Annotated in this window: 11 protein-coding genes; 2 read left to right on the top strand and 9 right to left on the bottom strand. The window is 44.2% G+C overall.

Translation table 11 applies throughout. The features are described from left to right. Positions 1 to 101 precede the first annotated feature (101 nt). Positions 102 to 398, top strand: a complete 297-nt coding sequence (locus RB622_RS07090; protein WP_308045859.1) for a hypothetical protein — start codon at positions 102 to 104, stop codon at positions 396 to 398. Between the two features lie 10 nt (positions 399 to 408). Here RB622_RS07090 and RB622_RS07085 read toward each other — a convergent pair whose 3' ends face one another. The 5 genes from RB622_RS07085 to RB622_RS07065 form a co-directional block, all read right to left on the bottom strand. Continuing rightward, on the bottom strand, positions 409 to 1,944 hold the full coding sequence (locus tag RB622_RS07085) for an arylsulfatase (RefSeq protein ID WP_308045858.1): 1,536 nt from the start codon (positions 1,942 to 1,944) through the stop codon (positions 409 to 411). Positions 1,945 to 2,082: 138 nt separating this feature from the next. Then, positions 2,083 to 2,808 carry a thioredoxin domain-containing protein gene (locus RB622_RS07080; RefSeq protein WP_308045857.1) on the bottom strand — a complete coding sequence of 242 codons (726 nt, stop codon included), beginning with the start codon at positions 2,806 to 2,808 and terminating at the stop codon, positions 2,083 to 2,085. Positions 2,809 to 3,271: 463 nt separating this feature from the next. Next, positions 3,272 to 3,691: a DUF1801 domain-containing protein gene (locus tag RB622_RS07075; RefSeq protein ID WP_308045856.1), complete on the bottom strand. Its 420-nt coding sequence runs from the start codon at positions 3,689 to 3,691 to the stop codon at positions 3,272 to 3,274. A gap of 22 nt (positions 3,692 to 3,713) precedes the next feature. Further along, on the bottom strand, positions 3,714 to 4,184 hold the full coding sequence (locus RB622_RS07070; RefSeq protein WP_308045855.1) for an SRPBCC family protein: 471 nt from the start codon (positions 4,182 to 4,184) through the stop codon (positions 3,714 to 3,716). A gap of 137 nt (positions 4,185 to 4,321) precedes the next feature. Then, a complete protein-coding gene (locus tag RB622_RS07065; protein ID WP_308045854.1) occupies positions 4,322 to 4,897 on the bottom strand; it encodes a hypothetical protein in 576 nt (191 codons plus the stop codon). Positions 4,898 to 5,221: 324 nt separating this feature from the next. On the opposite strand from RB622_RS07065, the gene RB622_RS07060 reads away from it, so the two are divergent. Continuing rightward, the gene (locus tag RB622_RS07060) at positions 5,222 to 5,710 is read left to right on the top strand and encodes a DUF1287 domain-containing protein (protein WP_308045853.1); all 489 of its coding nucleotides are present in this window, start codon (positions 5,222 to 5,224) and stop codon (positions 5,708 to 5,710) included. Positions 5,711 to 5,716: 6 nt separating this feature from the next. On the opposite strand, the gene RB622_RS07055 is transcribed toward RB622_RS07060, so the two are convergent. From RB622_RS07055 to RB622_RS07040, 4 genes are all read right to left on the bottom strand, one after another. Beyond that, on the bottom strand, positions 5,717 to 7,531 hold the full coding sequence (locus tag RB622_RS07055; RefSeq protein WP_308045852.1) for a sulfatase-like hydrolase/transferase: 1,815 nt from the start codon (positions 7,529 to 7,531) through the stop codon (positions 5,717 to 5,719). 793 nt (positions 7,532 to 8,324) lie between these two features. Then, on the bottom strand, positions 8,325 to 8,576 hold the full coding sequence (locus RB622_RS07050) for a hypothetical protein (RefSeq protein ID WP_308045851.1): 252 nt from the start codon (positions 8,574 to 8,576) through the stop codon (positions 8,325 to 8,327). Positions 8,577 to 8,735: 159 nt separating this feature from the next. Next, positions 8,736 to 11,045, bottom strand: a complete 2,310-nt coding sequence (locus tag RB622_RS07045; protein ID WP_308045850.1) for an arylsulfatase — start codon at positions 11,043 to 11,045, stop codon at positions 8,736 to 8,738. Between the two features lie 44 nt (positions 11,046 to 11,089). Then, positions 11,090 to 12,676: an arylsulfatase gene (locus RB622_RS07040; protein ID WP_308045849.1), complete on the bottom strand. Its 1,587-nt coding sequence runs from the start codon at positions 12,674 to 12,676 to the stop codon at positions 11,090 to 11,092. Positions 12,677 to 12,765: the final 89 nt, after the last annotated feature.

Below are 12,765 nucleotides of genomic sequence, written 5' to 3'. Positions count from 1 at the left end.
CAGGGCTGCGAAGAATATACATGCATCGTTTTCATAGGTTAAACGAGATTACGGCTGTTTTTTCCAGTGGTGGTTAAAGGAAATAACATTACCCTACTTTATTGATAGACAAAGTAAGTTTAATAAAAACAGAATACCAAAAGATTTCTTGTTTTTTTGGTATTCTTGGTCTCTACGCAATGATACTTTACAAAAGCATTCCGACTCCATACGAGGCTCCGATGGAGCCAGATAATATGACGTGGCAATCTAATAGCGATAAACAGGAAGCCGTCAACGCGGCTGGAAAACCGCCAAATCATAAATCCATAACTTCACCTAAAGCGAATTTAATGCCCGTAGGGCATTCCGGTTTAAAGAAAAATAAGGCGCAGGAAAATCCCGACTTTCCGCAGTAAAAACTTATTCTCACAAACGTCGGCTAAATCCCTGGCTTTTCTGTTTTTCCATAATCGCCTTTAATTCTTTTACAACAAGGGGATTTTGATCATACAGATTCTTTGACTCGACCAGATCCGTTTCGAGGTTGTAAAGCTGCCCCTCCGGATCCGAAGCATCACCTTTTGAAGACCACCCTCCACTACCCTTTCCGTCAATAAACTTCCATTTTCCCTTTCGTATGGCAAACATTCCCTCAATGGCGTGATGAATAATGCTTTCCCGTACAGATTTCTTCTCTTTCGGATTTTTAAGGACGGTATAGAAGTCAAAACTGTCCTGTCCCGCATCACGGGGTAATCGCTGATGGGTAATGGAAGCAGCAGTAGCCAGCAAATCAGTCAGACATATCGTCTGCGCTGTTTTGCTCCCTTTTGCAATAACCTTCGGCCACCTTGCAATGAATGGAACGTGGTGACCGCCCTCCCAGATATCCGACTTTTGTCCGCGAAAAATATGGTTTGCCTGGTGCGCAGGATATAACTGCTTGTCGCCCGGCTTCCAGTCCGCGCCGTTATCAGAAGTGAAAATAACGAGCGTATTTTCTCCCAATCCCAGGCTGTCCAATGTTTTCATTATGTCGCCCACCACCGCATCCGTATGCGCTACAAAATCCCCATACAATCCCGCCTTTGACTTACCTTTAAAATTATCCGAAGGCAGCCAGGGCGTGTGCGGACTAATTAATGGCAGATACAGAAAAAACGGTTTCCCGGGTGTTTGACCCGCATCTGCAAGAAATTTCTTTGCTTGTTGACCAAAAACATCCAGCGACTTTTCAATTTCAAAACTTTCCGAGCCATTTCCATCACGCCAAAAGACTCCTCTTGGTGTTTTGCTTCCGGCAACGTTGATAATTTTACGATCAACCGGTTTTCCATTTTCCAGATAAATATAAGGCGGAATATCCAGGGATGACGGGATGATATAGCTGTAATCAAATCCGAGATCGTTCGGGCCTTTTACGACACCCTTTGCAATATCAAGATTTTCAGTGCTTGTCCAGTCGTCATACACCGTTGCATCCAGCTTCCTCGACGGATCCACAGGTGTCCAGTCCAGCCCCAAATGCCACTTTCCGATCACCGCCGTTTGATAACCCGCCTGCTTTAAAAGATCCGCGACCGTAAATCGGTCTGGTTCGATCAGCATCGGAGAATATCCTCCGAGAACACCCTTTTTGAGACGGGACCGAAAGGCATAACGGCCTGTTAATATTCCATAACGCGTGGGCGAACAAACGGCTGAACCGGAATGCGCATCGGTAAAAACAAGGCCGTCCCTGCCCAGTTTATCCAGGTTCGGTGTTTCAATCTGAGATTTGTCATTGAGGTAAGCAATGTCACCATAACCCATGTCGTCCGCCAAAATATAGACAATATTAGGCTGCAATTTTTGTTGAAGACCATCAACTTCCCTCCGGTCTTTCCTGAACGAAAAAGCAACAGTTAACGCCATGATCACCATGAGCATTGTAAAAACGAGCGACGAATATTTATAAATCATTTCTTACGCGACTAAATCGGAGACTTTAATATAGCAAAAGACGGGCAATCCCGATTTTACTTATGAACCGGGATTCAGACCAGTTGCATCGTTTATTTTCCGAATTTTTCTGTCTTGTCCCTTGAAAACATTTACACTTTAAAGTGTCTGCCCCGCCAGTATTTTTTCAATTTCTGCTTTGGAAGCGCTTCCGGTCTTCTTCCAGATCACCTCGTTGTTTTTATAAAGCACGAGGGTAGGCAGACCAACAACGCCCAATTCCTTCACCAGATTCTTATTCTCATAAGCCTCAATATTAATCACTTTCAGGATAGCGGACTGCTCTGTTTTAAGCGAGTCGATCGTGGGAGCCAGTTTTTTACAACCGGGGCAATATCTTGAACCAAAATCCACAAGCACCAGTTTATCGCTTTTCAACGAAGCCGTGTACGCTTCCTTTGACAATCCTTTACCAACGGTAGAGATAACCGGACGACCCAACCCGATCCACTTGCTTAGCCCACCAGGAATTTCTGTAACATCCTTGAAACCGGCATTTTTCAAATCCTTTGCCAGAACCCCGCTCCTGCCATTTCCGATTGAATAAATAAAAACAGGCTTGTTCTTATCCAGTTTAGCACTTTCCTTGTCGAAATCCGTCTTGTTTGCGATGTTAAAACTTATGGCGCCTTCCAGATGATTTTGCACATATTCTTCCCGCAAACGCGCGTCAAGAATCTGAGCATCTTTTCCGGCTACTTTCAGTTTCGCCTCAAATTGTTCAAAAGTCGGCAGGTCTCTTTTCTGCGAGGTTTGGGCGGATGCGGCAGTGTATAAGAACAACACAACAAGCAGCAATCCTGATAATCTTAGATTTTTCATCATCAAATGGTTTGAACAGTTATTAAAAGAAAAAAATAGTTTCGTTTACGTGCTAACCTCTTAGCTTTTCATATTATCTCCCCAAAATCACGGAATAACAATCAGCCTTTTCATCTTTCATAAAATCCGAAAGACGCAGAAGTAAAAACCCTTACATACGGAACCGCCCGAGTTTCTGAAACAGAAGCTCAGTTCTTGAAACATATGCAGATCGGATGAATACCACCATTCCTGTTACGGCGAAAACTTTGAACACCCAGAATATTCCGCGCGCTTTACAGGGCCAAAATTCTGGCTACTTTCTTTGCCGGTGGCTGGCTAAAAAAGTTATAGTCTATAAATATTATAGACAAAGTAAGTTAATTAAAATTGAAACTTCAAAAAAGATAGGCAGTATGGTTAGAAGTTTTTATTTGAGTCGACTGAATCTTGATAACCTAGACTTTTTCGCCACCCTTTACCGTAATTAATTCAAGTAGTTATTCCGCATGTAAGTAACCGAATTGTTTATCATTTTTCGCAAGACCTCTATGTCGATATCTTCAATTTTCTTGATATAAATACAGGCTTTCGATATTTTATATTTACCAAATTTTTCCAAAAGTTCTTCCCTCTGGTCAAATTCAGTACTGATGTACAAAGTGATCGCATTCACGCGGGCGGCGAGACCGGCCAACGGTGCATCACCTTCGCGACCGCTCGCATATTTATAATGATAACTACCAAAACCGACGATTCCCGTTCCCCACATTTTGGGTTCTAGTCCGGTTTCCTTTTTGATTAAATCAATAATCAATGCACAGTCCACACGCTTCTTTTCGTCCTGAATCGCTTGCAAATAAGCATCCACACTGTTTTCTGTCTCAATAGTCTTATTTTTTGCCATACTTCAATACGCAAAGAATGTTTTAGTTACCATGTTGAATGACCTCTTTCGGGAATTTATCGGCGATCAGGTTAAGATTTATGCCATGTTCCAGATACGCTTTTAACCCGTCAAGCACCGTTGTAAATCCACCCGTGGAATCTTTGATGCTATCTAAAAGGGCATCTCCGGTCTTATCAAATCCATAATTTTTGATCGTGACATAGGTATTACCGTCACTTAACGTCCGGAATTCAAAATCTACTTTGGTTGCCGGATCTCCCCATTCCATAGCGATTTTTTCATTTGGCAAAATTTCAAGGACCTGAACCCTCGAAGAAACGTTGTACATTTCCCATTCCCAAATGATTGTTTTACCAGCCTCAAGCTTCCCGCTTCCCTTCGTGAACCAGAAATGTTTCGTTATTGACGGATCAATAAATGCCTCAAAAACCTCCGTCGCCGGCTTTCGGATCAGCATTTGCGCCTCTACACAGTTTGAATTGTTTGCCATTGCAATAACCGTTTTGGGTTTAACGAGTTGATGAAAATAAAGTTAGTGATTAAAATTAGTATATTGAAGTGCTGGTAACTCCCAATCATTATGATAATCCATTGTTCTGAAAATGCTTCGGTTGACTAAATCATCCTTCACTTAACTATTCCATCCATCTGTGAATCCTCAAGCAACTTATTAATCCTGGGTTGAATAAACCAGCCCCCCAATGGGAAAAACCAGATTAAAAAGAACTCGCCTGCATAGTCAGCAAATTTCACCGGCTCCATCCATTCCACCGATTTTAACGCTTTTGCGTTAAATCTGAAACAGTACAGAATACAAGTCATAGCAAACAGATGAACCGGTAAGATCACCATGAACACCCCGAAGCCAAACTGTGCGGCTGGCAAAACATGTGTCACCGCTCCCCCAATTGCAACGAATATCACCAACATGTAGCCTATTGGAAAGAAAATGCAAAATTTGAATCGATTCAGGTTTAATTTTACCTGAGCAGGTAACCTTTTGTGTAACCAGGTCCCGAGGGTATAAAACCAACCGAAATAAACAATACTTACTACAATCATCAAAGCTGAACTAAATCCAATCAGTAATGGGGAACCTGTATTGTTAATAAAAATATCGGTCGAAAAAAACTGAAATACTACTGGAAACCCAAAGATCAATCCAAACAGCTGCCAGTGTTTAAGTTGTAAAAATAATTTCATTTTAAATTCTTTAGAGGGTTTGTGTTAAAAAAGTCACTAATCCGGTAAGCGCTCTGTCAAAAGCAACCCCTACCGTCGTTTTACTTTAATAATTTCTTTTCTCGGATTGGAAACCATTTTCGGCAAACCTTTAATAAAACAAACCCACTGAACAAATAAAACCATCCCAGCAAACACTTGTTCAACTAAAAACTTCGTTTGAAATAAAAAACCATGATTCCTGATAACTTTTATGAGAAACATTCCTTTGCTCCTGCTCTGTATCCTGCTCGCTATTAAGCTGCGTGCAGCCCCCCCTTTCAAATCAGGCTTTCCGACGCAGCCATGACGCTTACCAGTCATCGTGTTAAATACGATCCGAAATATTTTGCTATTGCTTATCCCAATGGAGATCCTCCTGCGGACAAAGGAGTTTGTACGGACGTTGTGATACGGGCTTATCGAAAGCTTGGTATTGACTTACAAAAACAAGTGCATGAGGATATGCACAAGAACTTTTCCAGCTATCCCAAAAACTGGGGCATGAAATCCACCGATAAAAATATTGATCATCGACGCGTTCTCAACCTGATGCGATTCTTTTCCCGTCACGGTACAATTTTACCCCTTTCTCAAACCGCATCCGATTACAAACCGGGTGATATCGTATGCTGGAATTTACGGGGCGGCATCACACATATAGGCATCGTCGTCAACAGAAAAACCGTCGGTGGCACGCGCAATTTAATTGTACATAATATCGGCGGAGGTCAGGTTTTGGCCGACTGCCTGTTTACGTACAAGATTATCGGGCATTATCGGTATGAAGGTTAATACATATTATTTTCCCAATCTGCTCACAAAATCCTTGGCTGCCCTGGAATCATAATCGAACATCCCCGGCTCTGTTTTGATCAATGCCCTTGCATTTTCAAGTGCCGGAGCTGCATCCGGGCCTAGATTACTCAAAGCATTTAGGGCCTGCACCCGCGTCGCAACATTTTCGACTTTAAGTGCCTTTGTTAATGTGGTAATCGCAAGTTCTTTTTCACCAATATAATACAGTGCTTCGGCGGCCGCAATACGCACGGCAGGCTCCGCATCTCCTATTGCCCGTGTTAACGCTGTTTTACCGGTTTTCGCCTTCAAAACAAGAAGCCCCGTAGCAGCCCAGTAGCGTATCGTGGGGTCGGTATCCGATAATCTTTTGATCAGTCCACTGATATAACCCGTTTTACGCGACGACGCCCAGTCGGCCGTTTCCAGGATTCGTTTGAAATTGTATTTCCCACTGGCGGCATAATCACGTAAAGGTGTATTCGCTGCAATTCCGGATAAAATTGCTTCCGGAATAAAACCAACATCCTGCGATTTAATCAGCCAATCCTCATTTGCTTTTCGAAGTCTGGCCAGCTCGGTGGCATATTGGGGATCGTTAGCAAGGTTCTTTACATTATGCGGATCGGCCAGTACGTCAAACAGCTCCTCAGCGGGCTTCTCCTGCCAGAATTTCGACTGGATCGCATTCAGTCTTCCCGTGTTAAACTCATTTTGCCAAGATTGCACAGAAGGCGCGCGCCACAGATATTCAAGATATTGTCCGTAAATTCTGTGCGGCAGATAATTGCGAATGTATCGGAACTTCTTGTCCCGCACCGTCCGTGAAAGGTCAATACGCTCATCCATACGGCCCCGAAAGCCGTAAGCATATTGATGTTCAGCTTTTTGCTGCGTACCTAGAAAAGCTTCACCTTGCATGTAATCAGGAATTTTTATCCCAACGAGACTTAAAATAGTTGGTGCAAAATCCAGAAATGTAACAAGACGGTCGGTTTTTACACCCTGTTTTATCGACGCTAAATGTTCATATTTCTTCGGTAGATGAACGATCAAAGGCACATGTAAACCCGATTCATACACAAATCGCTTGCTTCTGGCCAATACCCCGCCATTGTCGCCATAATAAAATACAATGGTATTTTCGGCAAGTCCAGCCTCGTTAAGCGCTTCGATAAGGCTTCCAAACTGTGCGTCCATATCTTCGATCTTGTCGTAGTATTGCGCCCAGTCGTGTCTCATTTCCGGCGTGTCCGGATGATATGGAGGCAAAGGTACTTTCCCCGGATCGTGTCTCAATTTCGCAACAGGCTCGAAAAGAGAACTTTCATGAGACACATTCAGATTAAAAACTGCAAAAAATGGTTGTCCACTTTTCCGGTTTTTATAAGTCGCCTTATTGCTGGATTCATCCCAGGCATCCAGCTGATCCACGGTATTGTAATCTTTTTTTGCGTTGTTGGTCGTATAATAACCGGCCTCACGCAAATATTTTGGCAAAAACTTAACATAAGACGGCACCGGATAAATGCTCCTCATATGCTCGGTTCCCAGCGATGGCGGATACATACCGGTAATCAGCGTATTTCGGGACGGAGCACAAACCGGCGCCGTGGAAAAAGCATTTTTATACAGTATGCTCCGTTCAGCAAATTTGTCCAGGTTGGGTGTCGTCGCAAAAGTATCGCCATAGGCACCAAGCATGGGAATATTGTCTTCGCTGACAATCCAGAGAATATTGGGTTTTTCGGACTGTCCTTCTGCGGTATTCTGAGAAAAAACAAACAGTAAGACAAAAAGAGAAATATATTTCTTCATAAAATAACGGTCGGTTTTCGTTTAAAAGTCAACCGGTTAAGGTTTGTACTTATGAAAATGAAACAATAACGATTATGGCTAAAGCCGGAAGATGGTCGTCGCCGTGCCCAAGGCTAAAGCCTTGGGTTAATACATGCGGCGAAGATAATCCTGGTCTGGTTGTTTCGTCAGACAAGTCATTCTCAGCATTGTCTGCGCTTTGAGCATAGCCCGGCTGTGGGAAAACTAGCTCCTGATTCCCGGTTTTAGCCAATCTGAATGCGGTAGAGCCAGGAACCGGAACTCCAATACTGAATCCAGCATAACCCAAGGCTTCAGCCTTGGGAAAACAGCTTCCACAAATTCCAGGCCTTAGCCAATCTGAATGAGGTAGTTACAGAACAGAAACCCGTACACCGAATCCAGCATAACCCAAGGCTTCAGCCTTGGGAAAACAGCTTCCACAAATTCCAGGCCTTAGCCAATCTGACTGAGGTAGTTCCAGAACAGAAACCCGTACACCGAATCCAGCATAACCCAAGGCTTCAGCCTTGGGAAAACAGCTTCCACAAATTCCAAGCCTTAGCCAATCTGACTGAGGTAGTTCCAGAACAGAAACCCGTACACCGAATCCAGCATAACCCAAGGCTTCAGCCTTGGGAAAACAGCTTCCACAAATTCCAAGCCTTAGCCAATCTGACTGAGGTAGTTCCAGAACGGAAACCCGTACACCGAATCCGGCATAACCCAAGGCTTCAGCCTTGGGAAAACAGCTTCCACAAATTCCAAGCCTTAGCCAATCTGACTGAGGTAGTTACAGAACAGAAACCCGTACACCGAATCCGGCATAACCCAAGGCTTCAGCCTTGGGAAAACAGCTTCCACCAATTCCAAGCCTTAGCCAGTCTGACTGAGGTAGTTCCAGAACGGAAACCCGTACACCGAATCCGGCATAACCCAAGGCTTCAGCCTTGGGAAAACAGCTTCCACAAATTCCAAGCCTTAGCCAATCTGACTGAGGTAGTTCCAGAACGGAAACCCGGACACCGAATCCAGCATAACCCAAGGCTTCAGCCTTGGGAAAACAGCTTCCACAAATTCCAGGCCTTAGCCAATCTGACTGAGGTAGTTACAGAACGGAAACCCGTACACCGAATCCGGCATAACCCAAGGCTTCAGCCTTGGGATGACGCGACCTCAGCTGCCGGGCTTTAGCCACAGACAATTATTTCAAATTCGCCTGCTGCCCCGCATTGTAGTCGATTACCACCTTATTGATTTTTCCGGTAAACGCAAAAGGTACTTTATAGGAATCCGCAACCGGCGTCAGATCATCAATGCCCACATTTACCCCCTCATGCAGATAAACCGAGCCCGTAGTCTTTTCCAGCTTCGACTCGCCTGCCTTTACATTATTTACAAAAAGACTAACAACACCGCTTCCATTTTCAGCATATTTCACATCGGCACGAAGCTGCACCTTTCCTGTTGGCAGTGTCGCATTTTCAGACGAGACCACATACTTTGTCCCGTCGCCAACCGCATATACAAGATTAAGTTTATGATTTTGAATAAAGAAACTCAAACCACCTTCGAAACCTCCGCGAGATAATAATACTCCCTCGGTTTCAACACCATTAATCTCGGCATCAGCAATTAAGCTAAATGATCTTTTAACCGCGAACGGTCCGGCAACATCTACAATGGTCGATTGTCCGGGATAAAGCACAACCCGGTCAATATCTTTATAGGCCGTTGGTAAAACAAAGGGCTCCGTACCGTCCTTAAGCGGATAAACATTGTACTTCGTTGCTTCGCTGTCAAACAACGTTTTCAGTTCTTTGAGCTTTACCGGATTCTGTTCCGCCAAATTGTTTACCTCGTTAAAATCTTCTTTCAGATTATACAGCTCCCATGTATCATTGTTGTAATCCTGCCCTTTTACATGCAGTGAACCCGCTTTCCAGCCATCCTTATAAATTGAACGGGAGCCTCTAATCTCATAATACTGCACCGTATGGCGATCTTTTGCTCCGGCATCATTTAAACTATAAGCTAGGCTTGTCCCTTCGATAATGTCCTGCTTGTAACCGTTAATATTTTCAGGCACTTTGGCATTAACCAGCTCCAAAGTCGTCGGTAAAATATCAATCACATGGCCATATTGATTTCTGATCCCGCCTTTCTCTTTAATACCCTTTGGATAAAAAACAATGAGGGGATTATGCGTACCACCTTCCGAATTGGCATCTTGTTTCCAGTGACGGAAAGGAACATTTGTGGCCGCTGACCATCCCAGAGGATAGTTTACTTTGGAAAATTCGGTGCCGATCAGGTCAATGTTTTCAATATTTTTCTTCAAACGCTCCTCTTCCGAAATCCCTGCGCCATAATTGTTAACAGTACCTACAAAGGTCCCTTCCTTACTCGCGCCATTATCGCCGACAGAAACAAAAACCAATGTATTTTCAAGTTGACCCGATTCTTTAAGATGGGTAATGACCCGCCCAATTTCATGATCTGTATATTCGAGAAAACCGGCATAAGTTTCCATGAAACGCGCATACAATTTCTTCTCATTTGCCGACAAAGTGTTCCAGTCTTTCACACCCGGATTACGAGGTGGTACCTTTGCATTTTTGGGAACAACGCCCAGTTTGATCTGGTTGGCAATAACTTTTTCCCGATAAACATCCCAGCCCTCATCAAACTTGCCTTTGTATTTATCCGACCACTCTTTGGCGACCTGATGCGGCGCATGGCCAGCGCCCGTTGCGAGATACAGGAAAAATGGCTTTTCGGAACCGCCTGATCCCTGTCCCGAAATATAACTGATTGCGCGATCCGCGATGAGTTCATTGAAATGTTTTCCATCCTGCTGGTCTTTCAACCGGTGCGTTCCTTCCCAAAGTTCTGGGTGCCACTGGTCGATGCTCCCACGGGATGGAAATCCGTAGAATTGTTCAAAACCTCTTCCCGTTGGCCAACGGTTAAATGGACCGGCTGGTGTTAAGTCAGCCAGCGGCGTAATATGCCATTTGCCCAACGCAAAAGTATTGTATCCGTTTTCTTTTAAAATTTCGGCTACGGTCGCTTTTTCAAATGGAATCTGCGCATCATAACCCGGTGTGCCGATAGCAGTTTCAGGAAACAGACCCATATGGGCTGAATGCGAATTTCGGCCTGTCAGCAGCGCAGCGCGGGTTGGTGCGCATATTGCCGTTGTATGAAAATTGGTGTAACGTAAACCGTTATTGGCCAGGCTGTCCAATGTCGGTGTATTGATCAGGCCGCCGAAAGTGCTAATCGCGCCATAACCGATATCATCCAGCAAAATCCAGACAACATTTGGTGCTCCTTTGGCCGCTTTTTTCTTTTCCGGCCACGCTTCCTGTGTCTCCTTTACAGTTTTTCCAATTTTACCTTTGTAAGGCTGCAAAGGCGTATGTTGCGCATTGACCACCTGATTTGAGGCTATCCAGGCCATTGCTGCCAAAGCCATTTGTTTTACGGGAAAAGATAGATTTTTCATCATTTTTTGTGTTTGCGATTTCTTATAATCTATTAATTTTCAAAACTTTACTTGATCTTGTTCCAATCCACGACACCCACTTTCCCAGCCCACTGCTGATATTCTTCCGCTAGTGTTTTTACCTTCTCCGGATAGGTAGCGGCCAGGTCTTTTGTCTCCGCACGATCGGTTTTTAGATTGTACAATTCCCAGGGCTGGTTTATTTCAGCCACCAGTTTCCAGTCGCCTTTCCGCATCGCACGACTTCCTTCATGTTCCCAAAAAAGGGTTTTGCTCCTATTCCGTATCGGATTTTTGAAAATATTCACCAAACTCTGTCCTTCCAGCGGCGTTAATGTGTCTGTTTGAAATTTTCCAGGATAAGCAACCCCGGCCAAATCCAGGCAGGTAGGCATGATATCAATCAGATGCCCGACCTGATCGCTTGTTGTCCCTTCTTTAATTCCCCTCGGATACCAGGCGATGAATGGTGTCGCTATCCCGCCTTCATGTGTGTTTTTCTTAAACAACCGAAAAGGCGTATTGCTGACATTTCCCCAGGGCGGATAATAACTGTCGATAGAATTTACTGAACCCGGCGTTCCATTCTTTTGCGTCACGTAGTCCCAGTCTTTTACCGTATCACCACTTCCTCCATTGTCTGAAACAAAAAGAATGATCGTGTTTTTGTCCTTTTTTATTGCTTTCAGTTTGCTGATAATTTCACCGATTCCGTGGTCCATCCGATCAATCATAGCGGCATAAATGGCCATCCTCATATCCCAGAAATCTTTCTCCGCTGCCGTCAGCTTATTCCAGTCGGGTGTTTGTTCAAATCGCGGTGACAACTGCCAGCTATCTTTCACAATACCCAATTTCCTTTGCTTCCGGAAGCGCTGGGTGCGCATTACATCCCAGCCTTTCAAATAACTGCCTTTGTACTTGGCAATATCTTCCGGTAAAGCCTGAATCGGCCAGTGGGGCGCATTGTAGGCGACATACAAGAAAAAAGGATTGGCATCGGCCTTAATTTCATCGAGTGATTTAACGGCAAAATCAGTAATCGCCTGGGTCAGATAACGCGATGTATCCTGCCGTTGCATTGGCTTTCCATTTAGCAAAAAAGTAACCTTCCGCCCGTCGTTATAAATCGGTTCCGAATTAAAATAACTGCTTCCGTTATTCTGCATGGTAAAAGACTTGTCGAAACCGCGGTTATGCGCCAACGCAGATTCAACCTGCCCGACGTGCCATTTCCCTGAGACAATGGTATGATAACCGACCGTTTTCAATAATTCAGCAATGGTTACACTGTGTTTACTCAGATATCCCTGATAAGCAGGCGATCCCTTGTCCTGAATCATATCGCCAATGCCCGCCTGATGCGGGTAAAGTCCGGTCAGCAGTGCCGCCCGCGAAGGGCAACACCTTCCGCTGTTATAAAACTGGGTAATCTTCAAGCCTTCGTGAGCAAGTTTATCCAGATTGGGCGTATGGATTTCGGAGCCAAAACTTCCCAGATCCGAGAAGCCCATATCATCAGCCAGAATGACGACAATATTGGGTTTTTCCGTTCTCTGGGCACAAACGTTTCCATGAAAAAAAATGAACGCCGCAACGCCTGAGCGTAAATTGATACCAAGTATTCTTTTCAAAATATCGTAGTTAAAACAAAGGTAAATGCCCTGATTCCTGTAAAAAGAAAAGACATTTACCTTCATTCCGCTTGTTTAAATCAAATGAC

It is taken from the genome of Dyadobacter sp. LHD-138, from assembly GCF_030929615.1.
In the GTDB taxonomy this organism is placed as follows: domain Bacteria; phylum Bacteroidota; class Bacteroidia; order Cytophagales; family Spirosomataceae; genus Dyadobacter.
This window is presented reverse-complemented; position numbering and strand designations above follow the sequence as displayed.

Excerpts from the sequence above, each read along its gene's own strand:
- RB622_RS07075 (WP_308045856.1), bottom strand. The coding sequence starts at position 3,691 with ATGGCAAAAAATAAGACTATTGAGACAGAAAACAGTGTGGATGCTTAT.
- RB622_RS07085 (WP_308045858.1), bottom strand. The coding sequence starts at position 1,944 with ATGATTTATAAATATTCGTCGCTCGTTTTTACAATGCTCATGGTGATC.
- RB622_RS07070 (WP_308045855.1), bottom strand. The coding sequence starts at position 4,184 with ATGGCAAACAATTCAAACTGTGTAGAGGCGCAAATGCTGATCCGAAAG.
- RB622_RS07065 (WP_308045854.1), bottom strand. The coding sequence starts at position 4,897 with ATGAAATTATTTTTACAACTTAAACACTGGCAGCTGTTTGGATTGATC.
- RB622_RS07045 (WP_308045850.1), bottom strand. The coding sequence starts at position 11,045 with ATGATGAAAAATCTATCTTTTCCCGTAAAACAAATGGCTTTGGCAGCA.
- RB622_RS07060 (WP_308045853.1), top strand. The coding sequence starts at position 5,222 with ATGACGCTTACCAGTCATCGTGTTAAATACGATCCGAAATATTTTGCT.
- RB622_RS07055 (WP_308045852.1), bottom strand. The coding sequence starts at position 7,531 with ATGAAGAAATATATTTCTCTTTTTGTCTTACTGTTTGTTTTTTCTCAG.
- RB622_RS07080 (WP_308045857.1), bottom strand. The coding sequence starts at position 2,808 with ATGATGAAAAATCTAAGATTATCAGGATTGCTGCTTGTTGTGTTGTTC.